Origin of the sequence: Roseobacter sp. N2S (assembly GCF_031454055.1) — a bacterium.
Taxonomy (GTDB): domain Bacteria; phylum Pseudomonadota; class Alphaproteobacteria; order Rhodobacterales; family Rhodobacteraceae; genus Amylibacter.
Genome location: NZ_JAVDQB010000001.1, coordinates 1,168,671 through 1,193,536 on the forward strand (window position 1 = coordinate 1,168,671; position 24,866 = coordinate 1,193,536).

The 24,866-nt window shown below is 55.7% G+C and carries 26 protein-coding genes; 13 read left to right on the plus strand and 13 right to left on the minus strand.

Annotation, left to right across the window (positions count from 1 at the left end):
* The 4 genes from GGE09_RS05770 to GGE09_RS05785 all read right to left on the minus strand — a co-directional run bounded on the left by GGE09_RS05770 (position 1) and on the right by GGE09_RS05785 (position 3,181).
* Positions 1-1,239: an FAD-dependent oxidoreductase gene (locus tag GGE09_RS05770; RefSeq protein ID WP_309744739.1), complete on the minus strand. Its 1,239-nt coding sequence runs from the start codon at positions 1,237-1,239 to the stop codon at positions 1-3.
* A gap of 81 nt (positions 1,240-1,320) precedes the next feature.
* Positions 1,321-1,659 carry a carboxymuconolactone decarboxylase family protein gene (locus GGE09_RS05775; RefSeq protein WP_309744741.1) on the minus strand — a complete coding sequence of 113 codons (339 nt, stop codon included), beginning with the start codon at positions 1,657-1,659 and terminating at the stop codon, positions 1,321-1,323.
* Between the two features lie 11 nt (positions 1,660-1,670).
* Positions 1,671-2,429, minus strand: a complete 759-nt coding sequence (locus GGE09_RS05780) for an amino acid ABC transporter permease (protein ID WP_309744743.1) — start codon at positions 2,427-2,429, stop codon at positions 1,671-1,673.
* An 11-nt stretch (positions 2,430-2,440) separates the two neighbouring features.
* On the minus strand, positions 2,441-3,181 hold the full coding sequence (locus GGE09_RS05785; protein ID WP_309744745.1) for an amino acid ABC transporter ATP-binding protein: 741 nt from the start codon (positions 3,179-3,181) through the stop codon (positions 2,441-2,443).
* Between the two features lie 142 nt (positions 3,182-3,323).
* On the opposite strand from GGE09_RS05785, the gene GGE09_RS05790 reads away from it, so the two are divergent.
* The 10 genes from GGE09_RS05790 (at position 3,324) to GGE09_RS05835 (ending at position 13,310) form a co-directional block, all read left to right on the plus strand.
* A complete protein-coding gene (locus tag GGE09_RS05790; protein ID WP_309744747.1) occupies positions 3,324-4,103 on the plus strand; it encodes a transporter substrate-binding domain-containing protein in 780 nt (259 codons plus the stop codon).
* 149 nt (positions 4,104-4,252) lie between these two features.
* The gene (locus tag GGE09_RS05795) at positions 4,253-5,074 is read left to right on the plus strand and encodes an FAD binding domain-containing protein (protein ID WP_309744749.1); all 822 of its coding nucleotides are present in this window, start codon (positions 4,253-4,255) and stop codon (positions 5,072-5,074) included.
* Positions 5,074-7,812 carry a molybdopterin cofactor-binding domain-containing protein gene (locus GGE09_RS05800; protein ID WP_309744751.1) on the plus strand — a complete coding sequence of 913 codons (2,739 nt, stop codon included), beginning with the start codon at positions 5,074-5,076 and terminating at the stop codon, positions 7,810-7,812. Before GGE09_RS05795 ends, GGE09_RS05800 begins: the two co-directional genes overlap by 1 nt.
* Positions 7,805-9,226: a 6-hydroxynicotinate reductase gene (locus GGE09_RS05805; protein ID WP_309744753.1), complete on the plus strand. Its 1,422-nt coding sequence runs from the start codon at positions 7,805-7,807 to the stop codon at positions 9,224-9,226. The genes GGE09_RS05800 and GGE09_RS05805 overlap by 8 nt, the downstream gene beginning before the upstream one ends.
* On the plus strand, positions 9,223-10,038 hold the full coding sequence (locus GGE09_RS05810) for a UPF0280 family protein (protein ID WP_309744755.1): 816 nt from the start codon (positions 9,223-9,225) through the stop codon (positions 10,036-10,038). The genes GGE09_RS05805 and GGE09_RS05810 overlap by 4 nt, the downstream gene beginning before the upstream one ends.
* Positions 10,031-10,615 carry an amino acid synthesis family protein gene (locus tag GGE09_RS05815; RefSeq protein ID WP_309744757.1) on the plus strand — a complete coding sequence of 195 codons (585 nt, stop codon included), beginning with the start codon at positions 10,031-10,033 and terminating at the stop codon, positions 10,613-10,615. Before GGE09_RS05810 ends, GGE09_RS05815 begins: the two co-directional genes overlap by 8 nt.
* Positions 10,612-11,196: an amino acid synthesis family protein gene (locus tag GGE09_RS05820; protein WP_309744759.1), complete on the plus strand. Its 585-nt coding sequence runs from the start codon at positions 10,612-10,614 to the stop codon at positions 11,194-11,196. The genes GGE09_RS05815 and GGE09_RS05820 overlap by 4 nt, the downstream gene beginning before the upstream one ends.
* Positions 11,197-11,607, plus strand: a complete 411-nt coding sequence (locus GGE09_RS05825; RefSeq protein ID WP_309744761.1) for a MarR family transcriptional regulator — start codon at positions 11,197-11,199, stop codon at positions 11,605-11,607.
* A 35-nt stretch (positions 11,608-11,642) separates the two neighbouring features.
* Positions 11,643-12,584, plus strand: a complete 942-nt coding sequence (locus tag GGE09_RS05830) for a fatty acid desaturase family protein (protein ID WP_309744763.1) — start codon at positions 11,643-11,645, stop codon at positions 12,582-12,584.
* A 60-nt stretch (positions 12,585-12,644) separates the two neighbouring features.
* Positions 12,645-13,310, plus strand: a complete 666-nt coding sequence (locus GGE09_RS05835) for a hemolysin III family protein (protein WP_309744765.1) — start codon at positions 12,645-12,647, stop codon at positions 13,308-13,310.
* A gap of 8 nt (positions 13,311-13,318) precedes the next feature.
* Here GGE09_RS05835 and GGE09_RS05840 read toward each other — a convergent pair whose 3' ends face one another.
* The 7 genes from GGE09_RS05840 to GGE09_RS05870 form a co-directional block, all read right to left on the minus strand.
* Positions 13,319-14,482, minus strand: coding sequence for an amidohydrolase family protein (locus GGE09_RS05840; protein WP_309744767.1), 1,164 nt, complete (start codon positions 14,480-14,482; stop codon positions 13,319-13,321).
* A 12-nt stretch (positions 14,483-14,494) separates the two neighbouring features.
* The gene (locus GGE09_RS05845; RefSeq protein ID WP_309744769.1) at positions 14,495-15,190 is read right to left on the minus strand and encodes an ABC transporter ATP-binding protein; all 696 of its coding nucleotides are present in this window, start codon (positions 15,188-15,190) and stop codon (positions 14,495-14,497) included.
* Entirely contained in the window at positions 15,183-15,899 is a 717-nt protein-coding gene (locus GGE09_RS05850; RefSeq protein ID WP_309744771.1) for an ABC transporter ATP-binding protein, read from the minus strand. Before GGE09_RS05850 ends, GGE09_RS05845 begins: the two co-directional genes overlap by 8 nt.
* Positions 15,896-16,840 carry a branched-chain amino acid ABC transporter permease gene (locus GGE09_RS05855; protein ID WP_309744773.1) on the minus strand — a complete coding sequence of 315 codons (945 nt, stop codon included), beginning with the start codon at positions 16,838-16,840 and terminating at the stop codon, positions 15,896-15,898. Before GGE09_RS05855 ends, GGE09_RS05850 begins: the two co-directional genes overlap by 4 nt.
* A complete protein-coding gene (locus tag GGE09_RS05860; protein ID WP_309744774.1) occupies positions 16,837-17,763 on the minus strand; it encodes a branched-chain amino acid ABC transporter permease in 927 nt (308 codons plus the stop codon). Before GGE09_RS05860 ends, GGE09_RS05855 begins: the two co-directional genes overlap by 4 nt.
* Before the next feature lie 353 nt (positions 17,764-18,116).
* On the minus strand, positions 18,117-19,403 hold the full coding sequence (locus GGE09_RS05865; RefSeq protein WP_309744777.1) for an ABC transporter substrate-binding protein: 1,287 nt from the start codon (positions 19,401-19,403) through the stop codon (positions 18,117-18,119).
* 82 nt (positions 19,404-19,485) lie between these two features.
* Positions 19,486-20,850: a hypothetical protein gene (locus GGE09_RS05870; protein ID WP_309744779.1), complete on the minus strand. Its 1,365-nt coding sequence runs from the start codon at positions 20,848-20,850 to the stop codon at positions 19,486-19,488.
* Positions 20,851-20,959: 109 nt separating this feature from the next.
* Here GGE09_RS05870 and GGE09_RS05875 point away from each other — a divergent pair, with 109 nt between their 5' ends.
* Genes GGE09_RS05875 through GGE09_RS05885 form a run of 3 tightly spaced genes read left to right on the plus strand, consistent with a single transcriptional unit; the run spans position 20,960 to position 23,788 of the window.
* Positions 20,960-22,186 carry an FAD-binding oxidoreductase gene (locus GGE09_RS05875; protein WP_309744781.1) on the plus strand — a complete coding sequence of 409 codons (1,227 nt, stop codon included), beginning with the start codon at positions 20,960-20,962 and terminating at the stop codon, positions 22,184-22,186.
* Positions 22,183-22,947 carry an aldolase/citrate lyase family protein gene (locus GGE09_RS05880; protein ID WP_309744783.1) on the plus strand — a complete coding sequence of 255 codons (765 nt, stop codon included), beginning with the start codon at positions 22,183-22,185 and terminating at the stop codon, positions 22,945-22,947. The genes GGE09_RS05875 and GGE09_RS05880 overlap by 4 nt, the downstream gene beginning before the upstream one ends.
* A 1-nt stretch (position 22,948) precedes the next feature.
* On the plus strand, positions 22,949-23,788 hold the full coding sequence (locus tag GGE09_RS05885; RefSeq protein WP_309744785.1) for an NAD(P)-dependent oxidoreductase: 840 nt from the start codon (positions 22,949-22,951) through the stop codon (positions 23,786-23,788).
* A gap of 86 nt (positions 23,789-23,874) precedes the next feature.
* On the opposite strand, the gene GGE09_RS05890 is transcribed toward GGE09_RS05885, so the two are convergent.
* A complete protein-coding gene (locus GGE09_RS05890) occupies positions 23,875-24,288 on the minus strand; it encodes an H-type lectin domain-containing protein (protein ID WP_309744787.1) in 414 nt (137 codons plus the stop codon).
* A gap of 295 nt (positions 24,289-24,583) precedes the next feature.
* Positions 24,584-24,866 (minus strand): integrase core domain-containing protein (locus tag GGE09_RS05895; RefSeq protein WP_309744789.1); only part of this gene is annotated, 283 nt, incomplete at its 5' end.

The window sequence follows — 24,866 nt, forward strand, 5'->3', positions numbered from 1 at the left end:
CTAACTGTATTTTTGCGGGGAAAATGGCGCCAGGTCCATGTTCGGCCCAGTGCCGTCGATTAGCCCAGCAATGATCCTGCCAGTTTTTGGTCCTGCTGTTAGGCCAACGTGCTGATGACCAAGTGCTGTAAATGCACTGTTTGTGTCATTTGTCGCCCCGATCAGCGGGAGGCTGTCGGCTGGGGCGGGGCGATGTCCCATCCATTCATCGACGCGATCATAGCGGACATCGGGCAAAATTTGTGCAACATGGCGCTTTAGTAAATCAAACGGCGCGCGTGAGGCTGGTTTTTTCAACCCGCCGAATTCAACAACACCAGCGCAACGGATGCGGCCTTCCATGGGCGTGATCACAAATTTCCCAGCGACAACCATCATTGGTGCTTTGGGCATGTGAGAAGGGTTCACAAGTTCAATGTGATATCCGCGTTCAGATTCCAGATCGATGGTTAACCCAAGTTTACGTCCCAAAGGTTTCGACCAAGCCCCCAAGGCCATGACTGCATGATCGCCGCGCATGTCACCTTTTGAGGTCACAAAGCCTTTTGTGACTTCACCGTCCCGAATTGCATCGGTAACCTCGGCGATGATTAAGGTTCCACCTTCCGCTTGAAAATGCGCGGCCAGTGCTTTGACATAGGCGCCCGGATCACTGATGCGTCCGTGGTTTTTACAGCGCACAACTGTGGCGAAATTATCTGCATAAAGCGGGTCATATGTGCCGAATTCAGCGCCCGAGACTACTTCATAGTCTACATTATTCTTGTCCCGAATATCCCATCCGTACCGATCCGCTTCAAACTCCGCGCGGGTTGGGTAGCCAAAGCAGAAATCTTCATCGGTAATATAAGCCGCCGCCGGCGTTCCTTGCGCCAAAGCGCGGTGTTGATCCAAACTGTCGTGCAGCAACCCAGCCATGGCCGTTGCGTAATAATTGACATGTGTATCGGTGGAAAAACGCAGGTATTTCAATAGGAAAGGCAGCAGTTTGGGCAGGTAGGTCCATTTCAAAAACAAGGGGCTGTTTCTGTCGAGCACCATTCGCGGGGCTTTACGCCACAAACCCGGAACAGTGACAGGCACAATGGCGCCCGATGCAAGAACGCCAGCATTGCCGTAAGAGGTTCCAGCCGCCGGGCCTTCGCGGTCTACAACAGTGACGGTATGACCGGCCCGCTGTAACCAGATCGCTGTGGAAATACCTACAATTCCGGCGCCTGCCACGACTATTTCGGCCATGATACCCTCGCAAAGTTTGTCATCACTCAGGGATACCCAAGCGACGCTTTTTTGCAATGCTTATTGGAAACACCCGCCTTTTCAGTCTTTTGAAAACACGTCAAAGGCCTTTAACGCTTTGGCAGAATAAGCATAAGACGGCCCGCCCCCCATATACGTGGCCATGGCCAGGGCCTCGCATAATTCTGCGCGGGTAATGCCAAGCCGGATCAATGATTTTACATGAAACCCGATGCAACTGTCGCAGCGGGTGGCGATGGCGATGCCCAGTGCCATGATTTCTTTAGTTTTTTCAGGCAAGGCACCGGATGCCTTAGCTGCTGCCCCCATTTTATTGAACCCTGCAACCGTATCCGGAATCTCTTTTGACAGGGTGCCAATATTGGCCAATGTGTCGTCCATAAAGTCTTCCCAGTTCATCGCAGCTCTCCTTAGATGTTTTCATTTGCGCCCATGTGCCGTTCCAGCCAACGTACCCCTGCGCTGATAATCAGAACCAGCACCAGATATTCGAGGATTAGGAAAGTGTAGAGTTCCAGCGGGCGGTATTCGCTGACCACCAGTTCGTTGGCCCGCCGCGTCAGTTCCTGCATGCCGATAACGCTGGCGAAAGCGGACATTTTTACGATGTAAATGAATTGGTTGGCCAGCGGTGGCAGAATGCGGCGGATCGCTTGGGGCAGGATCACATAGCGCATAGTCTGCCCGTAGGTCAGCCCGATGGTCTGTGCCGCCTCGGTTTGGCCGCGCGCAATTGACTGGATGCCTGATCGGTAAATTTCGGCTGTAAAGGCGCTGTCCGACAGGGCCAGCGTGATGACCGCCCCCCAAAAGGGATCAATCGGAACATCCAGCCCGATGGATTTGAAAATGATCGGCAGGCCGTAGAACACCCAGAATAGCATGGGCAACAAGGGGATAGACCTGACAAATTCCACATAAATTCGATTTATTATCCGCAGCCAGCGCCGATGGGACAAGGCAGGCAAGGCCACTACCAGCCCTAGTGCAATGGAAATACCCGCGGCAATCAGGGAAATCAGAATAGTATTGCCCATCCCGTTAACCAGAAACTTGATGTTGATCCAGCCGGATTTTGTTGTGGGATCAATGACATACCAGCCCCATAAATCGGAAGAGGCACATCCAGACAGCAGGAACAGCAAGGCAAGGGTAGACAGGTTTTTCAAAAGCAGACCCCTTAGTGATGCAAAATCTGGGAGAGAAATTTTTGGCAGCGTTTCGATTTTGGCGCAGCAAAGAACTGTGCAGGGGGGCCGGATTCGACGATCTCTCCCCCGTCCATAAAGATCATCTGATCGGCCACTTTACGGGCAAACCCCATTTCATGGGTCACAACAATCATGGTCATCCCGTCTTCGGCCAGCCCGACCATAACGTCCAGAACTTCGGAAATCATTTCGGGGTCAAGGGCAGAGGTGGGTTCGTCAAACAACAGCACTTGGGGTTCCATCGTCAGGCTGCGGGCGATGGCCACCCGTTGTTGTTGCCCGCCTGACAGTTGCGCCGGGCGTTTATCAGCCTGTTCGGGAATCCGCACCCGTTTCAGATAGTGCATGGCACGCTCCGTCGCATCCGCGCGCGATAGGCCGCGGGCTTTCATCGGGCCAAGGATCAAGTTGTCCAGCACAGACAGGTGAGGGAACAGGTTAAATTGTTGAAACACCATCCCCACTTCGGACCGGATCGCGGCCACTGCAGAGGCGTCGTTTGTCAGCTCGATCCCATTCACACGGATCGTGCCCCTTTGGTGTTCTTCCAGCCGATTGATGCAGCGCACGACGGTGGATTTGCCAGACCCGGACGGGCCGCAAATCACCACACGTTCACCGCTGCCAACGGTCAAATTGATATCTTTAAGGACGTGAAAATCGCCGAACCACTTGTCTACACCGATCATTTCGATCTTGTTCTCAGCCATCTGCCCTCGCCATTCCCCGGATCGGGGCTAGGTCCCTGTGGGGACGAATTCACTTGAGTTTAGCGGGGGTTTGTTTCCATATTCAATCATGAAACGCCGTCCATAACAAAATGGTGCGGTACTGAAATAAGGGGAGAAACGGATGAAATCCTGGAAATTGGGCATGAATGCCGCGATTGTCAGCTTTGGCTTGGCGCTCAGTGCCACGGCACTATCGGCACAATCGGCGTTGAATGAAATTCTGGACAGCGGCACGTTGAAAGTTGGCACCACGGGCGATTGGAACCCGATGTCGGTCAAAGATCCGGCCACGAATAGCTACAAAGGCTATGATATTGATATCATGACTGAGTTGGCCAAAGACCTTGGGGTTGAGGTTGAATTTGTACCCACCGACTGGAAAACGCTGGTGAACGGTGTGGTGGCTGGCAAATATAACCTTACTGGGTCTGCGTCGATTTCCGCCGCGCGGATGAAGGTTGCGGGGTTTTCCGACAGCTATATCTCGGTTGAAATCATCCCGTTTACCACCAAAGATAAGATGGACCGTTTTGACGGAATGGACAGCATTAACCAGTCCGACGTGAAAGTGGCGACAACTTTAGGCACTTCGTTTGAAAAAATGACGCGGGACTGGTTCCCCGATGCAGACATCAAAGTTGTAGAGGCACCAGCGCGCGGCTATCAAGAGGTAATCTCGGGGCGGGCAGATGTGTTCATCACTTCCAACATCGAAGGTTCGACGCTTGAGGGTAAATTCCCGATTGCCCGCGTTAAAAACGTGACTGCGCCCTCCAGCACGCCGATTGCCATGTTGATGCCGCAAGGGGATCAAATCTGGATCAATTACGTGAACAACTGGATCAAGCTGAAAAAAGGCGAAGGTTTTTTCGAAGCGACGCGGGTGAAATGGGGGCTGTAAGACTGCCCAAACAGTAAAACCAAAGGCTGCCTGCGGGTGGCCTTTTTTGTTTCTGTCGTGGCTTTGTGGATCGTTTATCAGTTGACAGACTCTGGGTGTAGGATGTTTATTAGTGTACAAACGAATATACATCGAAAGCCACCCCGAACATGTATTTCCAACCCACTACTCTGGATCAAGCCGTGCAGGACGCGCAGTTGGAAAACGTGCGCATCTTGTCGGGAGGAACGGATTTTTATCCAAGCCATGGCGATAGCCTGCCTGACTTCCCGATCCTAGACGTGACGCGGGTGGCGGATATGTCAGGCATCCGCCGCGTTGATAACGGGTGGCGTATTGGGGGGGCGACCAGCTGGACTGATATCGCCAAGGCTGATCTGCCCGCCGCCTTTAACGGGTTAAAGGCAGCAGCCCGTGAAGTGGGCTCGATCCAGATTCAGAACGCCGGCACAATCGCGGGCAACCTGTGTAATGCCTCACCCGCAGCGGATGGGGTGCCGCCGTTGTTGACGCTTGGGGCTATGGTCGAACTGGCCTCATGCCAAGGAACGCGGCGATTGCCGTTGGGCGATTTTCTGCAAGGCGTACGCAAAACCGCGCTTCAAACGGGCGAGATTATGACAGCGGTTTACCTTCCCGATTTGGGTGGGGGATGCGGCGGATTTACCAAGCTGGGCAGTCGTAAGTATCTGGTGATCTCCATCGCAATGGTGGCCGTTTGGATCGAACACAACGACCGTAAAATCAGCCAAGCCCGCGTGGCTGTTGGCGCGTGTTCCCCCGTTGCGCAGCGTTTGCCGCAGCTTGAAGCTGACCTGATCGGCCTGACCTCGGCACGCGGCGCAGTCACTGCAAAACACCTCGACGGGCTGTCACCGATTGACGATGTGCGCGGCTCGGCGGGCTATCGTTTTGACGTGGTGGTACCGATGATTGAACGGGCGATCGAAACCTGTCTGGAGCATTCATAATGGACGGAACTGGGCCTCAGCTTATCGGATTTACCCTGAACGGGCAGTCGGTGGATGTCAGCGCCGCACCTGGCGAGCGGTTGTCGGCGACCCTGCGCGAACGACTGGGCGCGCGTGATGTGAAAATCGGCTGCAACGCCGGAGATTGCGGCGCCTGTACGGTTTTGGTGGATGGCGAATCCACCTGTGCCTGTCTGATGTCCACCGCGCAGATAGAAGGCCGGAAGGTGGAAACCCTTGCAGGCTTGGCGCAAAATGATGCGGATACCAAGGCGCTGGCCGAAGCGTTTCAAAACCACGGCGCGGCGCAATGCGGGATTTGTACGCCTGGTATGATGGTGGCCGCTACTGCCTATTTACGTAATAAAGACAGCAGCATAGAGGATGCTTTGGGCGGTGTTCTTTGCCGCTGCACAGGCTATCGTAAAATCATCGACGCCGTAACCGAAGCCGCCGGTGGGGGCGCAGTTGCCTTGCACGGTACTGGTGCGCTTGGCACCTCAATCCGCCGACTGGACGGGGTGGACAAGGTCGAAGGGCGCGAGTCTTTTGGCGATGACGTGGCCCCGATTGGCACCGCCGTCGTCCATGTGATCCGGTCCCCTTTCCCCCGTGCCAGCTTTGAATTTGGTGATCTAGAGGGGTTCGAAACCCATACAGACGGCGTATTGGCGGTGTTAACCGCCGCCGACATCAAGGGCCGCAACTGTTTCGGCGTGATCGCACCTTTCGCCGACCAACCGGTGTTTGCCGTAGCCGAAACCCGTTTCCGCGGAGAAGCCGTGGCGGCGGTTGTGGGCACCCCGGAACTGATGGCCCGTTTTCACGACGGGGATTTTCCCGTTAGATGGAGCGAACTGCCTGCGGTTATGACCCCTGATGCTGCCATGAAACCCGATGCGCCGCAGCTGCATTCGGGACGCAGCGGGAACATTATGACCAGCGGTTTCGTGCAATGCGGCGATGCGGATCGCGCCCTTGGCACCGCTGAACATCGCGCCACGGGGCAGTTTGATACTGCATTTGTCGAACACGGTTACATCGAACCCGAAGCGGGGTATGCCACCGTAAATGGTGACCGTGTGGAAATCCACGCCTGCACTCAAGCGCCCGTGATGGATTTGGATAGTCTCGAAGAAATCCTCGCTATGGATCGCAGCCGCATTCGGATAGTGCCAACGGCGGTCGGCGGGGGGTTCGGGTCAAAACTGGATATTTCGGTTCAGCCCTATCTGGCGCTGGCAGCGCTGAAAACCGGCGGGCCGGTGCGGATCACCTATTCGCGCGGTGAATCCATGCAGTCGACCACCAAACGCCACCCCGCGCAGATGCAGGTTTCCATCGGGGCAGACGCACAGGGCCATTTGCAGGGATTCCGCTTTGACGGGGTGTTCAACACGGGCGCTTACGCCAGTTGGGGCCCGACTGTGGCGAACCGCGTGCCGGTTCATGCCTCTGGTCCTTACCGTGTTAAAGATTACCGCGCCGAGGCGGTCGGGGTTCACACCCATTGCCCGCCATCCGGTGCATTTCGCGGCTTTGGTGTACCACAGGCCGCCATCGCCCAAGAGGTTCTGTTTGACGAATTGGCCCAAAAGCTGGGCATGGACCCGCTGGCGTTTCGCGAACTCAACGCGCTGGAAAATGGCATGCCGACCGTCTGCGGACAGGTGTTTGAACAAGGCGTCGGTATCAAAGCCTGCTTCACCGCGCTGCGGGGGCCATGGGCAGATGCCCTGGCCGATGCGGCGGAATTCAACGCCAAAGCTGGCGCTATTCGGCGAGGCGTGGGCATTGCGGCGGGCTGGTACGGCTGCGGAAATACGTCGTTGCCCAATCCTTCTACGATCAAGTCTGGCGTGCAGGCGGATGGTCAAATTGTACTGCACCAAGGGGCGATGGATATCGGTCAGGGCGCAAATACCGTTATTTCCCAAATATTTGCACAGGCGCTTGGCTGTGACGTTCACCGCTTGAAACTGATCGGCGCAGATACGGATGTGACGCCAGATGCGGGGAAAACCAGCGCCTCGCGTCAGACGTTTGTGTCGGGCAATGCCGCGCGGCTGTCTGGACTGGCGCTGCGGGCCGACATCCTGCGCCGCTGCAATATCGACAGCGCGGCTGCCGTGATCGAAGCGGGTGACGGTGTTATCATCGTGCGCGACGGCGCGGAAGTTCATGAGGTTTCTTTGAACGGCTTGCCCGCAGACGCAGACGGATACGTGCTGCGCGCACAAGAAAGCTATGATCCACCGACCAAACCGCTCGATAAAAACGGGCAGGGCGTGCCTTATGCGCAGTTCGGTTATGCCGCGCATCTGGCGGTTGTGGATGTGGATATGCAGCTTGGCACCGTTCATCCGGTGCGTTTTGTGGCGGCCCATGATGTTGGCCATGCGATTAATCCTATGCTGGTCGAAGGACAGGTTCACGGCGGAATCGCGCAGGGTCTTGGCATGGCCTTGATGGAGGAATTTATCCCCGGACGGACTGAAAACCTGCATGATTATCTGATGCCGACCATTGGCGATATTCCCCCGATCGAAACCCTGATTATCGAAGAACCGGACGCTCACGGCCCTTACGGCGCCAAGGGTTTGGGCGAACATGTGCTGATCCCTACAGCCCCCGCGCTGATCAATGCAATCAACCGTGCGGCGGGCGTGCAAATGCGCCGCGTTCCGGTCACGCCAGCCCGCCTTAGGGCGGCAATTCAGGAGACAGGCCATGACTGAACGCGCCGCTGTTGAGAAAATTCGCTGCGATGCCTGTCCGGTGTTGTGTTTTATTGCCGACGGACGCTCGGGCGCGTGTGATCGCTATGCCAACCACGGCGGCGAATTGGTGCGGCTTGATCCTTTGACCGTGATCGAAAACGGCGGCCCTGCCGTGCCGTTTTTGCAAGGCGCAGATTGGGACGGGGACATCGTACAAGGATCGCGGCCCTTTGTAACGGCGATTGGCGCGGGAACCACCTATCCAGATTACAAGCCTGCCCCGTTTATCGTATCGGCTGAAACCCGTGGCGTGGATATGGTTACGGTCGTGACCGAAGGCATTTTCAGCTATTGCGGCGTGAAAGTGAAAATCGACACGGACCGACATATCGGTGAAGAACGGGCCATTGTGCGCGTGGACGGCGAGGCCATCGGTCATGTGATGACCAGCGAATATGGCAGCAAAATGCTGTCGCTTGGCGGGGTCGATCACCTGACGGGTGGATCGAAAAAGGAAGGCCGTGTCACATGTGACGCTTTGTTGGCTTTGTGTAATTGCGAACCGGTTGAGCTGTCTATTGACGATGGAGCTGTTGTGATTGTGCAAGCTGGTGCGGCCCCAATTGTCGGCGGCGTGCAGGAAAAACTGATGCGGGTGGGCTGCGGCTCGGCGGCGATTGGCATGTTCGCGGCCCAGTGGAAAGGCCACGCGGATGAGGTGATTGTGGTCGATGATCACATCACCGGCGTGCTGTCGGAACACCAGGCGGGCGTGCTGTTGGACATCCCCCCAAGCGGTATACGGGTGGTCGGGCGCAGATCGACTCCGGGGCGGTATTTTCAGGTGGCAGAACCCGGCACGGGCTGGGGTGGCACCAATATCGAAGATCCGCTGAAGGTCATCAAAACCATAAACGACAAACTCGCCTGGCCGGGTTTGCGGCTGTTCATGATTTCCACCACGGGCGAGCAATGGGCCTATTTCGAGCTGGATGAAAATCTTGTGCCGCAGGTGGCTGAACCTTCGGCTGCTTTGCGGGCCAGCGCGGAAAGGGTGGCAGAGAATTGCGAGCCTTCGGTCTGTTCGGTGCTGTTTATGGGCGGCGCAGGGGGATCATTGCGGGCGGGTGTGACAGAAAATCCGGTCAAGCTGACGCGCTCGGTGCGCGATACGCTGACGCAAGTGACCATTGGCGGGGCCGAGGCCTATCTTTGGCCCGGCGGCGGGATCACCGTGATGGCCGATGTGACGCAAATGCCGTCAAATGCTTTTGGCTATGTGCCAACCCCTGCGCTGGTCGCCCCGATTGAATTTACCATGCGGCGATCCGATTACATCGCGCTTGGCGGCTATGTGGATGAAATCCGCAACGTGGATGACGTGCTGAACGGCAAGGAACGCCGCATTGGCGGGGCCGAGGCGGCAGAATGATCGCAGCCCAGTTGTCAGGCGACCGGTTGCATTTGCAGCATGGCCCGATTGATCTGGTGATCGGTGCAGATGGCGCGCGCGCGGCTGGTTTTGCCGCAGCAAAACAACGGTTTGCAACGGTTTTGGATGAATTGGTCGCGGAATTACCCCTGTTGCGCAGCCCGATGCCTGTGGTTCCTGTCGGGGCGGTCGCGCAGCGAATGGTCCGTGCGGCGACGGGGTATTCCGAGTTTGTAACCCCCATGGCCGCAGTGGCCGGTGCCGTTGCCGATACAGTGCTGGCTGCGATGCTGCAGGGCGCTGATCTGACACGAGCTTATGTGAATAATGGCGGTGATATTGCGCTGCATTTGGCAGCTGGACAGCAGTTTGACGTGGGCGTGGCGGGGCTGGATGCCAGTGCCTTGGGCAAAATTCGCCTGCATGCGGGGCAGGGAATTGGCGGTATTGCCACCAGCGGGCGGGGCGGGCGCAGCCTGTCGCGTGGGATTGCCGACAGTGTTACGGTTCTGGGGGAATGTGCCGCCAGTGCTGACGTGGCGGCAACGCTTATTGCCAATGCTGTTGATCTGGTGGGCCACCCCAAAATAACGCGGATTAAAGCGAATAAACTAGACCCGGACAGCGATCTGGGCGAACGTCTTGTTGTCACCGATTGTGGTAAATTATCCATAATCGACAGGCAAAGGGCATTAGAAAACGGAGCGCGGCGGGCGCAGGACTTGTTGGCCTTGGGGCGTATCAAAGCGGCCTATTTGGTGTTGCAGGGGCAAAGCCGTGTTATTGGAAATAGGGAGTTGGCAAATGCCTGAAGTCATAGTGCGAAAAATTGTAACGATGGTGGAGGAAATTCACCATGAATTTGGCCCCGTGCCAGACACTCCGCTGCGCCGTGTTGCGGCGATTGCGGTGATTAAAAACCCCTATGCAGGGCGCTATGTGGCTGACATTGCTGATTTTATGGAAGACTTGAAACCTTTGGGCCTGCAAATGGCACATAAGGCAGTGGCCTGTTTGGGCGGCGATACGTCGGATGTTCAAGGCTACGGTAAAGGCGCGATTGTGGGCCTTGGCGGTGAATTGGAACATGGCGCTTTGTGGCATGTGCCGGGGGGCTATGCTATGCGTGAATTGCTGGGCGATGCGGCGGCGATTGTGCCCTCGACCAAGAAAGTCGGCGCGAGCGGTGCACGGCTGGACGTGCCGATCACCCATATTAACGCGTCTTATGTGCGCAGCCATTTTGATGCGATGGAGGTTGGCCTGAATGACGCCCCCCGCGCCGATGAATTGGCCTATATTCTGGTGATGTCCACAGGCGCGCGAATTCATGCGCGGGTTGGTGGGTTGAAGGCAGAGGATATTATTGGCAAGGACGGATTGCGATGACGTTGAAAATCAGAAAAACCGCCGTTTGGGTCGAAGAAACACATATTGAAATGGGCCGTGATATTTCGCCCGCGACCCGCAAGGCAGTGGCCGTTGCGGTGATCGCCAACCCTTTCGCGGGGGAATATGTCGAGGATTTAACCCCTCTGATGGATATTGGCGCGGAATTGGGCAAACTGCTGGGCGAACGCTGTGTCGCAGCGCTTGGGATCAAGCCCGAACAGGCGGAAAGCTATGGCAAAGCGGCCATGGTCGGGGAAAACGGAGAGTTGGAACACGCCGCTGCGATCCTGCACCCGAAACTGGGCGCACCCTTGCGCAAAGCGGTGGAACAGGGTGCGGCCCTTGTGCCCTCGTCCAAAAAAATGGGCGGGCCGGGGCAGGATCTGGATGTGCCGCTGGGCCATAAAGACGCCGCCTATGTGCGCAGCCATTTTGACGGGGTCGAGGTGCGGATGAGTGATGCCCCACGGGCCAATGAAATTCTGGTCGCGGTGGCCGTCACTGACAGCGGACGCCCCTTGCCGCGGGTGGGCGGCCTGACCCATGTGCAAGCCGAGGGCAAGGACGGGTTGCGCTAGATGGCGTATCGGCTGGATGAACAGATCGGGTATATCCTGCGGTTGGCCAACCAGCGACACGCCTCGGTTTTCAACAAACACTCCGATCTGGGCCTGACACCGACGCAATTTGCAGCGTTGGTGCGGATCGGGGAAATGGGCTCTTGTTCGCAGAATCTACTCGGTCGCCGCACCGCAATGGATGTGGCGACGATCAAAGGCGTTGTGACCCGCCTAAAGGCCAAAGGCTTTATCCAGCTAAGTGCCGATCCGGGCGATAAACGGCGCACAGTGGTATCCCTAAGCCCGCAAGGGCAGGATGTTCTGGACCAATTGCACCAGTTTGGCGCCCGCGTAACCGAAGATACTTTGGCCCCGTTAAGTAAAGAGGAACGTAAGGTTTTTCTGGACATGCTGAAGCGCTTGACGTGATCTGATGTTGCAGGACTTGCAGCATGGAGGATCACATGACACCCGGACGGGCATTTCTGAACACCGAGGAAATTCGCAGTTTTAACGGGCGATCCGATCTTTGGGGGCTTTGGCTGGTGATTCATTGTTGGGGCGTAATTGCGCTGGCTTTGGCTTTGTTTGCGCTGTGGCCCAATGTTTTGACCTTTGTTCTTGCGGTTATGCTGATCGGATCACGCCAGCTAGGGCTGGCGATCCTGATGCATGAAGCTGCCCATGTGGCCCTGTTTAAAACCCGCAAATTCAATGAATTGGCAGGCGAGTGGCTGTGCGGGCGACCCATTTTGGCAGATATGTTCGAATACCGCCGCTATCATTTGCAGCACCATCAACACACCCAGACCGAAAACGATCCCGACCTGAAACTGTCACGGGCCTTTCCAACCACCAAGGCCAGTCTGCGGCGCAAGTTGGTTCGGGATATTTCGGGGCAAACCGGATTTCGCCAACGCAGCCAGCAGATCATGTTGGCGTTTAAACTGGCGGGCGAGGCAGACGATCATATGACCCGTCAGGATCTGGCACAGGCGTTTTCCGGCCCTGTGCTGGGGCGTGCGATAATCGCCAATCTGGTGATTTTCGCGGTGATGTGGGCCGTAGGCGCATGGTGGTGGTGGTTTGCGTTTTGGGCGCTGCCGTTGCTGACGTGGTTCCAATTGGTTCTGCGGGTGCGCAATATTGCCGAACACGGGGTTGTGGAATATTCAGACGACCCACTGCGCAATGTGCGCACCACTAAAGCGGGGCCTGTGATGCGGCTGTTTCTAGCGCCGTATTGGGTGAATTATCATCTGGAGCACCATTTGATCATGCATGTTCCCTGCCGCCACTTGCCGCGTTTGCATCAGTTGATGCTGGACAAGGGCTATGGCGATAAAATGCGGATCGGGCGGAATTACTGGGATGTTCTGCGACTGGCGGCGTCTAAACCTGCGTAACATGGGCTTAACGCAAGGGAAGCCTTGGTGAATCCCATCACGCGGGTCTAGGTTTGTACCATGCCAGACCAACATAGCGACTACCCCGCCTATTCCTTGCCCGAGCGGATTGCCGATGGGTCCATTCACGCCTTGGGTGTCATTGGCGCCTTGGTTGGGGCCGTGGTTTTGATTGTCTGGACGGTGTCTGCTGGCAATCTTGGTCACACAACGGCTGTGGCGATTTATGGGGCGGCGTTGATTGCCACGTTCAGCGCCTCGGCGATTTATCACATGACCCCCGTAGAACGGTTCCGCCCGATTTTTCGCCGCTTTGATCACGCCGCGATTTTTCTAAAGATTGCAGGCACCTACACGCCTTTGGTGGTGATGATCGGTGGTTTTTTCGCCTATGGTATTCTGGCCGTCGTCTGGGCGCTGGCACTGTTTGGCATCATAACACGTTTGTTTTTCTGGCAGACACCAGGGCGGTTCGGCGCGGTTTTATATCTGTGTATGGGCTGGCTCAGTGTGCCGCTGATCGGCTTTATGATCCCTGCATTGCCCGCATCTGCCACCGTTCTGATCATCGCGGGGGGCTTGCTTTACACCTGCGGCGTTGCGTTTTTTATGTGGGAGAGCCTGCGCTTTTCCAATGCCATTTGGCACGGCTTTGTCTGCGTTGCCTCGGCCTGTTTTTACGGAGCGATCCTGTTGGGTCTGCACAGCGGGTTTGCCCCGCTGTAGCAGGGGGTTTAGGCAATCACCTCGGGGATGCGGTTCGCCGGCGGGGTATTTCGTGACCGTCCTGAGGTGACTTTCCCGTCGATAATTGTCATCCCGACACCCGGCAGATTGCCCAGTTGGATGCTTTCCAGAATGTTTTTACCGGGGGCATGTTGCGCCTGATCCATCAGTACGAAATCGGCGGCTTTGCCGACCTCGATCAACCCTGTGTCCAGCTCGCGCCGCCGCCCTGTGTTGCCATTGGCAAAGCAAAACGCGGTCTCGGCGTTGACGTTCCCAAGCGAGGATAACATGGCAACCATACGCATAATCCCAAGGGGTTGCACGCCCGATCCCGCTGGGCCATCGGTGCCAAGGATCACCTGATCCAACTTGCCCAATTCCCGCGCGGTGTTCAGCGTCAGCAGGGCCGCCCGTTCGTTGCCGTTATGAACGATTTCCAACGCCGCGGTGCAGTTTTCACACAGGCAAATGATCTGGTCGTCGGGCAGGGCGGAATGCCCGCCGTTGATGTGGCCCACCACATCCGTGCCCGTTTCCAGCACCATATCCGCGTCAATCAGGCCAGAACCGGGAATCGACGGCCCACCTGTGTGGATGGTGGACTGGATGCCATATTTGCGTGCCCAAGATACCATTTGCTGCGCGGTTTTTCCGTCTTTGACGGTGCCAAGCCCAACCTCGCCCAGCAGTTTCACACCCGCACTTGCCAGTTCTTTGAAGTCTTCTTCGACCATGCCGTGTTCAATAACCGGCGCGCCTGCGTGGACTTTCATGCCCGAGGGGCGGAAATTTTCGTACCAGCGCTGGGATGCAATCGCCATGGCTTTCAGCCCGACAATGTCTTTGGGACGGCCCGGCATGTGAACTTCGCCTGCAGAAATCAGAGTGGTGACGCCGCCGTGCAATGTGCTGTCAATCCAACCCAACTGCTGCTGGCGCGGGGTGTAATCGCCCACGACAGGGTGGATGTGGCTGTCAATCAAACCGGGTGCAAGGCAGACGCCATTGGCATCCACCATCGTATCTGCCTGATCAATATCCATGTCCTTGCCACGGCCGATTTCACTGATTTTCCCATCAATAGCGATAATGCAATCCGCGTCCAAAATCGGTTCTTCGATCTTGCCCGACAGCATCAGGCCGATGTTTTTAATCACTGTCTTTTGCATGGGGTCTCTCCTTTACACACCAAGGTAATGGTGCAGTTTTTCAGGGTTTTCGCGCAGGGCGTCAGTGTCAGTGGTTTCCAGACTGCGGCCGTTTTCAACAAATACCACCTGATCGGCAATGTTCAAAACCGCGTCAATGCGCTGTTCCACAAGGATCACCGCCAGATTGCGGGATTTCATCTGGATCACCACATCGCGGATCAGGTCGATCATTGACGGTTGCAGCCCTTCGGTGGGTTCATCCAGCAGCAGAACTTTGGGGCGCAGACACAGGGCGCGGCCCATGGCCAGCATCTGTTGCTCGCCCCCTGACAGGGTGTCGGCCTGTTGTTTCAGCCGTTCGCGCAGGCGGGGAAACAGGGTCAGAACCTCCTCGCGCGTGGCAGCTTTGTCGGCGGTGTGCAGCAGGCCCACTTCCAGGTTCTGTGCGACCGTCAGTTCAGAAAACAGGCGGCGGCCTTGGGGGACATAGGCAATGCCCGATGTGGGGATTTTATGGGGCGGCAGGCTGGCCAGATCGACACCGTCCAGCGAGATCGCCCCCGCTGTCATCGGCAACATGCCCATGATGGTTTTCAGCGTGGTGGTTTTCCCCGCCCCGTTGCGCCCCATGATACAGGTGATTTCCCCTGCTTTGGCGGTCAGGGACACGTCAAACAGCACTTGTACACGGCCATAGCCGGACTGGATTTTTGAGAGTTCAAGCATGACCTGTCCCCAGATAAGCCTCTTGCACCGTGGCATTGGCGCGGATTTCCGTAGGGGTGCCATTGGCCAGCACGCGGCCCTGATCCAGAACGGTGATATATTCGGCTACTTCCATTACCACATTCATATTGTGCTCGATCAGCAGGATTGTGGTTTCGGCGTCCAGCGTTTTGATCAGGTGGTTGAAATCTTCCACTTCGGATTCCGCCAACCCTTGGGTGGGTTCATCCAAAATAAACAAACGTGGTTCCTGCGCCAGACCCATGCCGATTTCAAGGATGCGTTGGTGTCCATAAGACAGATCCCCCGCCAGTTGATCGGCGCGATCGGTGATTTGCAAACGGGTCAGGATTTCATCGGTTTTGGCCCGCACTGCGGCTTTGTTCCGCCCCAGCCGTCGGCGTGCTGCAAGTGCGATATTTTCCTGCACGGGCAGGCCGGGGAACACCGATGTAATCTGAAACGTATAAGCCATGCCGCGCTGGATGCGTTTATGGGCGGGCAGCGCGGTCACGTCTTGCCCGTCAAAAGAAACACTGCCCCGTGTGGCAGGGATACGACCACAGATCATCCCCACAAAAGTAGATTTGCCAGCGCCATTCGGGCCGATAATCGCACGGGTCTGACCTGCGGGCAGATCGAAATCCACATCCGTATTGGCGGCAACACCAGAATAGGTTTTGGTTAAGCCTCGGGTCGAAAGGATCATGGCAGCCACCTTAACAATCGGGTTCGGATCGTGCCCACAATGCCATGGGGCAAGAACAGGGTTACCAGCACAAGCGTGATGCCGACGACCAGCAAATACGCCTCGGTTTTGCCAGAGGCATAGTCGATCAGGTAGAACATGAACAACGCGCCGATAAACGGGCCGATTGTGGTGCCAGCGCCGCCCACCAGCACCCACAGCAGGGGGAAGATGGAATATTGTACGGTGGCAAATGTGGCACCCGCATAACCGAACAACAGCGCATAGGCAGCACCCGAGGCGCCAGAAATCACGCCGGACAGGATCACCGCCTGCAATTTGAGTGCGGTAACGTTGTAACCCAACATGCGCGCGCGTTCCTCGTTTTCACGAATGGCAATCAGCGTGCGGCCAAAGGGGGCGCGGATCACAGCGGCAAGGCCCAGCAGAGCGGCTGAAAACAGAATCAGGGCACAGAAATAGCGCACAGTCGGGTCTGTCAGATCATAGCCTGCAATCTGTCGGGTGGCTTGTTTCAGGGCGAAGCCCTCGTCGCCACGGGTATATGTGCCAAAATACAGGATCGTCAGATAGCCCGCTTGTGCGAACATTAATGTGACGATCATGAAAGCCACACCGGTGGTGCGCAGGATCAAAAAACCGATCACGGCAGAGACAACTAATGCCGCAATCAACCCGCCGATAAAGGCCGGAACCGGCGTCCAAGCGCCAAGGTGCATCAACAGGCCCAGCCCGTACATGCCCGCCGAAAAGAACAGCGCATGGCCGAGTGATAACAGCCCCGTATAGCCAAACAGCAGGTTATAACCCATCGCATAGATCGCAATCACCATGACACTGGCCAGATTGCCCGAATGATAGGCTGGAAGTACGAAGTAGCACACAGCCAGCAGGGCAATCAGCCCTATATGCAGACTGTGGGATTTGGCAGTATCAGTCATGAGGTGGATTTTCCCAACAGGCCAGTGGGGCGGAAGACCAGAACCATGGCGACCACCAGTGTCGCAAAGATTTTGGCCAATGTGGGGGTGAAAAAGACCGAGATAACACCGTCAGCCATGCCGATAATGATAGCGGCGATAATGGTTCCCGGTAACGATCCAAGCCCGCCGATAATCACCACGATAAAGGACAATAGCAGCGGATCATGACCCATCAGGTAATAGGCCTGTTGGATCGGCACCACCAGAACCGCGCCAACCGCCGCCAGACCCGCGCCCAAACCAAAGACCACGGAATAGACGGTTTTTACGGGGATACCAAAAGCTTGGGCCATATCGCTGTCTTGTTGTGTAGCGCGCATGATCAGCCCCGCTTTGGTGCGGGTGATCGCCAGCCATAGCACCACCAGAATGACCGCCGCTGCCGCGATGACAAACAGTTTGTAAGATGTGGTGGACAGACCCCAAGGGAAATACATCGCAAAGCCGTTTTCCCCCCATTCAAACCACGGCAGCGCAATACGTGAATTGAACGGCGGCTCTACGGGGCGGGCATCGGGGCCAAAGGTCATCAGCGTGGTTTGTTGCAGGATGTACAACGTGCCGATGGTGGCCACGATCGTGCGTTCCGGATCATAGTTGATGTGGCGCAGGATCAGGCGATCCACACTGGCGGCCAGCAGGCCGACCAGCACCGGCGCGATCAGCAGCGCCGCAATGAACCCAAGTGCGGGATGGGTGCCAACACTGGTGGCAATAAACCACGCCAGCACCGCGCCGACCATGTAAAATTCACCATGCGCGACGTTCACCACGCGCATAACACCAAAGACGATGCTTAGCCCCATGGCGGTCAGTGCCAATACGGCAGCCGTGGTTGCGCCTTCAAGCGAGGCAAGCAGAAGGTGGGGACCAAATTCCATCCGTTACACCTTTAATCCACAAGCGTTCAAGCCTGCGGGAAATTGCAATGTTAGTGCGAAAACGCACAGAATCACCTGCGAAAGGCGGCTAATAAAAGTGAATGATTTCTGAAACATAAGGGACTTCCAGCACTGCCACCAAGAGTTGAGAAAAACGTATCGAGTAACCAGTTTCGGTGGCAGGAGCCCTGCGTTTAAAACGCGGGGTTCTGCGTGGAGCAGGGCGTGGCACTGAGCGGTTTTGTAGCACCGCCGCGCCTTGGGGAACCACCCTGCATGTGATGTGCAGGGTGGCTTTCCACGATCTGTTCGCAGACCTAATCCTTGGTCAAGCGGTCCTTTGGACGGACGGCTTAGAAGCTTTGGGTGGTGTAATCCACTTCGTCTTCATAAAGCGTATCCTCTATGGAAGAGGTATGCGCCAACACCAGTTTTCCGCCTTCGACTTTGGAAATATACTGATGGCCAAAGGTCTGGTGCGTCTTGCCGTTAAAGCGTTTCGCCCCCTGTGGATGGTCGTCAGACAGGGGCATGTCCGTCATGGCCTCAACCGCCTCGATCAGTTTGGCACGATCTGCAATGCCTTTGTAATCCGCCGCTTCCATGCCCGCTTTGACGATGTTCAACGTTTCCCAACAACCGAACATATGGGCGTAAGTAGACACGTCCTTGGCATCCGTTACAGAAGCGCCATTTGCATCGACGCCAACTGCCTCGCGGTACAGTTTGTCGTGGCTGGACTGGTCGGCCTGCGCGTAGCGGGGGTTGCCCTCCCAGAAATACGTGCCTTCGAGGAATTCCAGACCGGGAGAGTTTATGTCCACCGCTTCCAGACTGTCGATATAGCCAAAGATTTCCGGTTTGGACGGGCCAAAGAATTCACCCATTTCTTTCACAAAGGTCAAAACTGCGGGGCCGATCATCACGTGATAAATCACTTCGGTTTCCCGCGGGATGTTCGGGAAATATTTGGTGAAGGATGTTTCGCTTGGCGGGATGGCGATATGAGCCACAACCTCGCCGCCCTGTGCTTCAATCGCAGAGGTGAAATAATCGCGGTGATCATGGCCAAACGCGAAATCGGGGAAGATCATGGTGACTTTTTTGCCAAGGTTCTGCGCCACAAACGGGGCCATGGCCTGAACCTGTGATTTCACATCTGTGATGCCGGGTTGCATGGTCCAGCGGTTCAACGCGCCTGATGCAACGTGATGGCCCTCTGATACAACAAAATAAGGCAGTTTTAATTCACCAGCGCGCGGGGCCGATCCGTAAACCACATGGGAAAACAGGGTGCCGAACCCGATGTCGCAATTGTGTTGGGTGGCGAATTTTTCCACAACTTCCGCGCCCCGTTTGGGGTCTGTACCGTCGTCTTCGGCGATGATTTCAACGGGGCGGCCATTGATGCCCCCCATGTCGTTGATGCGTTTTACAGCAGCCGTTGTGGTGCGGTCATACCAGCGGCCATAAGATGCGCCGATACCGGTGCGGTGTACCTGAAACCCGATGCGGATCGGTTCCGCGCTTTGGGCTTGGGCATAGCGGCCCAGCAGCGGCGTTGTTGCCACCGCTGCGGCTGCTGTTCCCAGCAAGGTGCGGCGTGTGAGAGTGGGTGTCGGTTTTATTAACTTCGTCATTGTAACCTCCGAGTCGTCTGTTGGTTGGTTTTTGTTTTTTTATTAAGTCTGTATGTACACTAACGATTTGTCTACATATTTTTTACGCTCCTTTGGGTGTGGCCAACAGCCAGAGCCCCAGAATGGTGTATCCGATCATAAAAGCGGATAAGGGTATCTGGCTTATTAAAACGGCGCGGCGGGTTGCGAAGAAATCACTGGCCACGCGGTGCGATAAAAGAATGGCAAGGATGTGGCCGAGAACGATGCCGCTTGCCTGACTGAGGAAAATCACCCGCACGGTGGCCGTGGTGTTGAAAAATCCTGTGGTCACAAAAAACGGCCCCAGATTAAAGTAATCCGCCCCGTTGTTCAGCGGGTTTGACAGGGCCACAAGGGCATATTGCCCGTCTACCAGAAAGCTGGGCAGGAAATGGGCAAAATGATAGGCTAGCGCTATGGGCAGGATGGTTAACGCCTGCCTGCGAAACAATTCACCTGTCTGTTTTGCGGGCGCGGTAAGCCACACACACAGATAAAAAATCACGCAAAGTCCGATGTTTACCACGATCAATCCGGTCAGGGTTTGCGGCACAATGGCCGAACGCCCCGGAAAATCCAGCGGGTTGATGCCAAGTTGGATAAGCCAGAAGAATGTCTCGTTCAATCCATCAAACGTGCCAGTTCCCAGCAAAATCAGGGCAAAAAGCGCCAATGACAGGCTGGGCGTGGGGGACTGTGCAATCCGCCAACCGGGACAGCCGATGTTTAAGGTCTCCCCCCGTTGAAACGGCGATATTTTGGCCAGCAAGCCGATGAAAACTGTTAGAAACTCCCCCCGTTGCAGCCATGTTTCTGCACCGAACAGCATCATCATCACAAAGGTGAACATCCAATACAAACAGCCCAAAATCGCCAAAAGCTGCGGATCGGTTGCTGCCGCACTTGCAATGCCAAAGCCGTTAAACCCCATCAAAAGCGCTATGGCGGGCCAATGCCCAATGCTTTCGGGCAGTTGAAACGGTGGGCTTGGGTCCTTGCCTGCCAACAGCGCAAAAATCCCGCTCCACGGGTTCAGCCAAGCCCAAAGATTGCCGAAGATCCCGCATAAAAGAACCAGCCCGATCCAGACACCTGTCCAAACCCCCAGCGACATCAGATTAGCCAGCGGATCATGGGGGCCGAACAGGCCCAGCCAGATCATTGCGAAAAACGCAAATGTGGACGCAAGACTTGTGAAAATCTGACGCGCGGCGGGCAGGGGGGCAATGGGGTGGGGCGTGAAAAGGGTCTTTAAGAAACGGTGCTTCATAAACGCCGCTAAAACTACGGTCAAAACCACTGCCAAACCGCCCGACAGGATGTAAATCTGTGTTGGAAGCAACAGGATCAACCCTTGTTGTCCCGCATGGGCCAAGGCGAAACTCGGGAAAAAGGCGAATAGGGCAAGCAGCCATTTATGTGTCATTCGCGGAGGTTAGAAAACTATTTCGGGTTTGAACAGATGTAGACTGGGCTTGTGTCCTTGCTTGCCCCAAGTTACCCATCATGGCGTTAAGGGAGCGAAAGGGTTTGCCATGGTGAAAGCCATCTATCCAAACACGCCGAAACACGCGTCGTATGACGTGGTGATCGTTGGCGGCGCCATGTACGGCGCATCGATTTCATGGTGGTTAACAGAATGCGCCGGATTTGACGGTAGAATTCTGGTGGTGGAGCGGGATTCAACCTATGAATTCGCCTCTACGGTGCACACAAACAGTTGCATCCGCCAGCAGTTCAGCCGTGCAATCAATGTTAAAATCTCACAGTTTGGCGCGGAATTTATCAATAACTTCAGACAGTTCATGGGCGGCGACCCCCGAGTGCCCGATCTGGTCTTACAAAGTTTCGGCTACTTATATCTGGCGGACTCCGAAGATTTTCTAAACTCGCTGCAAGAGGCGCAAAAATTGCAGGCTGCGCAAGGGGCTGCCACGCAATTCATGACCCGCGCCGAAATTGCAGCGGAGTATCCGTTTTACCAACTGGAGGATATTCTGGGTGGCAACCACAATCGGGTGAATGAGGGCTATTTTGATGGTGGCACGATGTTCGATTGGTGGAAAAAATCGGGCCGTGAACGGGGCGTGGAATACATCGAAAACGAGGTGGTTTCGATGGCAAAAAACTCTGCTGGTACTGCGGTAGAAACCGTAACGCTAAAATCTGGCGAGGTGATTTCCTGCGGTACTGTGGTAAATGCCTCTGGTCCGCGGGCCGCGCGCACCGCTGCAATGGCGGGGATTTCCCTGCCGGTTGAGCCGCGCAAACGTTACACGTATATTTTTGCCGCGGAAAAACCGCTGGATCAGGATCTGCCGTTAACCATTGATCCCTCGGGCGTGCATTTTCGCACCGAAGGCAATTATTATATGGCGGGCAGCGCGCCAGAACCCGAAGACGATCTGGCTGTAGCCCCCGATGATTTCAACGCAGATCACAGCCTGTGGGAAAATAAGGTCTGGCCTATCATCGCCAACCGAATCCCACAGTTTGAGGCGATCAAACTGGTGAATTCCTGGGTCGGGCATTACGCCTATAACACGCTGGACCAGAATGCGGTGATCGGGCGGCACGGCACTGTGGATAATTTCATTTTTGCCAACGGATTTTCCGGTCACGGCTTACAGCAATCGCCTGCTTTGGGGCGCGGAATTTCCGAACTGATTGCATACGGTGCATACCGCACGTTGGACCTGTCAGCGTTCAGCTTTGCGCGAATCGAAAATAACGAAACTTTTGACGAGAAGGCGGTCATATGAACCATCCTCCAAACACATTTCTGGACGCAATTCGGGCCGGACAACAGCAAATCGGCCTATGGGTCAGTCTTGGCTCTGGCTTTTCTGCCGAAGCCATTGCAGGCGCGGGATTCGACTGGCTGTTGATTGATATGGAACATGCGCCCACCGAACTGGGTGCAGTGTTTTCCCAAATGCAGGCGCTTGCAGCTTATGACGGCACCGTAGTTGTGCGCCCACCGTGGAATGACACGGTGATGGTGAAACGTCTGCTGGATGCGGGGGCGTCTAACCTGTTGTTTCCAATGGTGCAAAACCCGGATGAAGCGGCATCTGCCGTTTCTGCCATGCGCTACCCGCCCCACGGGGTGCGCGGTGTGTCCGGTCTGACGCGCGCAACGCGGTTTGGTCGGGTGAAGGACTATTTTGTGAATGCCAATGATCGGGTTGGCACCATTGTACAGGTAGAAACCCGCGCTGCGATGGAACAAATTGATCAAATCGGCACAGTGGACGGCGTAGATGGCGTGTTCTTTGGTCCCGCCGATATTGGCGCGGATATGGGGATTTTGGGCAATCCTAACCATCCAGATATCTGGGAGGCCATTCGCCCCGTTGCGAAAAAGCTGATGGATAAAGGCATTCCTGTGGGCACGCTGGTGTTTGACGCGGAATTTGCCAAAAAACTACTGGGTGAGGGTTTCACCTTTGTCGCCTGTGGGTCGGACCTGCAACTTCTGACCCAAGGCGCCAACCAACTAATTGCAAAGATGCGAGGCTAACATGCTGAAAAAACTAGTTTTAACCGGTGCTGCCGGTCGGTTGGGGTCTTACTTGCGCGAACCATTGTCGAAAATGTGCGAGGAATTGGTTTCCACGGATATCGCCGATGGGGTTGGAAAATTATACCCAAGCGAACGGTTTGTTCAGGCGGATATTTCCAAGTTCGAAGAAGTCGAACCTTTGATGGAAGGCGCGGATATGGTCATCCATTTCGGCGCTATTGTGGATGAAGTCCCGTTCGAAGAAATCTGGGGGCCGAATTTTGTTGGTTCTTACAACGTGTGGGAAGCAGGTTATCGCCACGGTGTGCGCCGCGTGGTTTATGCCAGCTCGATCCATGCGGTAGGCATGTATCCGTCGCGCGATAATGTGGGGGTGGATGTGCCCCATCGGCCTGATACATTCTATGGGTTGGCCAAATGTTTTACCGAGGATTTAGGCCGGATGTATTGGGAAAAACGCCAGATGGAATCCGTGCATCTGCGGATTCTGTCTGCAGCCCAAGTGACCGGTGCGCGCGCCTTGGGGACGTGGTTGTCGTATGACGATCTGATCCAACTGGTGACCCGTGCGATTGAAACCCCCGTGGTGCAATGGAGCGTGATTTACGGTGTGTCCAACAATGACCGCGCGCCCGTTGATAACACCAAAGCGCGGCATTTGGGGTATAAGCCTAAAGACAACGCCGAAGTCTTTGCAGAAGAGATCCTTAAAAACACACCTGCGATGGATCCGACTGATCCAGGCAACGCCCGTCTTGGGGGGCCATTTGCCTCGGTTGAGTTGGGGCAAAGCGGGTTGGCCAGCATGGATATTGTGGACGATAAAAAGATCACCTGACCCTATTGGCTGTCGCAATAACGGCTGTTTCCGAAATCAGAACCACAGGCGGCGCAGATATTGCGTCGCCTGTTGCGGTTTTAACATTATGCAGTGCCGATAGCCTGCCAAGATACGGCGCAGCGGGCGATTTTTGTGTCGCCCCAAGTGTGGATGGCGATTTTAAAGCCCTGCTGACCGATATTTTCCAACCCAACACGATAGCGCAAATTCTGCGCCTTAGAGCTGTCAAAGCTGCTAAGTCCAAAGGTGATACCGGGGGCCGCTTTGAACGGACTTTGAAACGCCACCATTTTAGCGACAGAGCGGGCGCCTTTCCCTGTCCACATGTAGTCATTGGGGTCAACGTGGTTGAACAGTTCCATTTCCCCGGTAATTAACATCGTATCCGCAGACAGGTGGATCACGGTCTGGGTGTTCAATTTGACTGGGTTGCGCAGTTTCAAAGGCCGCGTGGGAAACTCCGTCAATTCGGCAGTGTGTTCATGTTCAAGCAACATTCGGACCATCCTTTGCACCATCTTCGGTTTGGAAAAACACCAATCGGGGGCGACGAGTGTCCAGACAACATAGAGCGCAGAATCCTACGAATTGGTTTATGAAAGGCAGCCTCGCATGAGAGAAATCGTTAAAATTGTTCGAAGGTGAAACCCAAGTCGAGGACAGGCTAAAAGCAGGGACGCTACTTTTGTTCGAAACAAGACAAGCGATCAGTCGTTCTAGCCGAAAATCTGTAACGGCGCGGACTGTTGAGAGGGTAATCCCCCCATTTTCAATGGGGTTCAGCCGTAGAATTCACGCAGCTGTTTTCAGTTTCATGGCGGGCGTCATGCCGCCGATGCCCATGTTGGGCCGCTCGTTGTTGTAAGTCCAGAGCCATTCCGTTGCCTGGTCTTGTGCCTCCTCAATCGTTTCAAAGATATATTGCCCCAACCACTCGCCACGAACGGTTCGGTTGAAACGTTCGATATAGGCGTTCTGCTGCGGCTTGCCCGGCTGGATGTGTTCAAGCCGGATGTTGCGTTTCTCGGCCCACGCCATGAGCGTCCCACTGATATATTCTGGGCCGTTGTCGACG

Excerpts from the sequence above, each read along its gene's own strand:
- GGE09_RS05865 (WP_309744777.1), bottom strand. The coding sequence starts at position 19,403 with ATGACGAAGTTAATAAAACCGACACCCACTCTCACACGCCGCACCTTG.
- GGE09_RS05870 (WP_309744779.1), bottom strand. The coding sequence starts at position 20,850 with ATGACACATAAATGGCTGCTTGCCCTATTCGCCTTTTTCCCGAGTTTC.
- GGE09_RS05770 (WP_309744739.1), bottom strand. The coding sequence starts at position 1,239 with ATGGCCGAAATAGTCGTGGCAGGCGCCGGAATTGTAGGTATTTCCACA.
- GGE09_RS05795 (WP_309744749.1), top strand. The coding sequence starts at position 4,253 with ATGTATTTCCAACCCACTACTCTGGATCAAGCCGTGCAGGACGCGCAG.
- GGE09_RS05810 (WP_309744755.1), top strand. The coding sequence starts at position 9,223 with ATGATCGCAGCCCAGTTGTCAGGCGACCGGTTGCATTTGCAGCATGGC.
- GGE09_RS05850 (WP_309744771.1), bottom strand. The coding sequence starts at position 15,899 with ATGATCCTTTCGACCCGAGGCTTAACCAAAACCTATTCTGGTGTTGCC.
- GGE09_RS05830 (WP_309744763.1), top strand. The coding sequence starts at position 11,643 with ATGACACCCGGACGGGCATTTCTGAACACCGAGGAAATTCGCAGTTTT.
- GGE09_RS05800 (WP_309744751.1), top strand. The coding sequence starts at position 5,074 with ATGGACGGAACTGGGCCTCAGCTTATCGGATTTACCCTGAACGGGCAG.
- GGE09_RS05880 (WP_309744783.1), top strand. The coding sequence starts at position 22,183 with ATGAACCATCCTCCAAACACATTTCTGGACGCAATTCGGGCCGGACAA.
- GGE09_RS05815 (WP_309744757.1), top strand. The coding sequence starts at position 10,031 with ATGCCTGAAGTCATAGTGCGAAAAATTGTAACGATGGTGGAGGAAATT.
- GGE09_RS05885 (WP_309744785.1), top strand. The coding sequence starts at position 22,949 with ATGCTGAAAAAACTAGTTTTAACCGGTGCTGCCGGTCGGTTGGGGTCT.
- GGE09_RS05825 (WP_309744761.1), top strand. The coding sequence starts at position 11,197 with ATGGCGTATCGGCTGGATGAACAGATCGGGTATATCCTGCGGTTGGCC.
- GGE09_RS05875 (WP_309744781.1), top strand. The coding sequence starts at position 20,960 with ATGGTGAAAGCCATCTATCCAAACACGCCGAAACACGCGTCGTATGAC.
- GGE09_RS05840 (WP_309744767.1), bottom strand. The coding sequence starts at position 14,482 with ATGCAAAAGACAGTGATTAAAAACATCGGCCTGATGCTGTCGGGCAAG.
- GGE09_RS05860 (WP_309744774.1), bottom strand. The coding sequence starts at position 17,763 with ATGGAATTTGGTCCCCACCTTCTGCTTGCCTCGCTTGAAGGCGCAACC.
- GGE09_RS05845 (WP_309744769.1), bottom strand. The coding sequence starts at position 15,190 with ATGCTTGAACTCTCAAAAATCCAGTCCGGCTATGGCCGTGTACAAGTG.
- GGE09_RS05785 (WP_309744745.1), bottom strand. The coding sequence starts at position 3,181 with ATGGCTGAGAACAAGATCGAAATGATCGGTGTAGACAAGTGGTTCGGC.
- GGE09_RS05805 (WP_309744753.1), top strand. The coding sequence starts at position 7,805 with ATGACTGAACGCGCCGCTGTTGAGAAAATTCGCTGCGATGCCTGTCCG.
- GGE09_RS05835 (WP_309744765.1), top strand. The coding sequence starts at position 12,645 with ATGCCAGACCAACATAGCGACTACCCCGCCTATTCCTTGCCCGAGCGG.
- GGE09_RS05820 (WP_309744759.1), top strand. The coding sequence starts at position 10,612 with ATGACGTTGAAAATCAGAAAAACCGCCGTTTGGGTCGAAGAAACACAT.
- GGE09_RS05790 (WP_309744747.1), top strand. The coding sequence starts at position 3,324 with ATGAAATCCTGGAAATTGGGCATGAATGCCGCGATTGTCAGCTTTGGC.
- GGE09_RS05890 (WP_309744787.1), bottom strand. The coding sequence starts at position 24,288 with ATGTTGCTTGAACATGAACACACTGCCGAATTGACGGAGTTTCCCACG.
- GGE09_RS05775 (WP_309744741.1), bottom strand. The coding sequence starts at position 1,659 with ATGAACTGGGAAGACTTTATGGACGACACATTGGCCAATATTGGCACC.
- GGE09_RS05855 (WP_309744773.1), bottom strand. The coding sequence starts at position 16,840 with ATGACTGATACTGCCAAATCCCACAGTCTGCATATAGGGCTGATTGCC.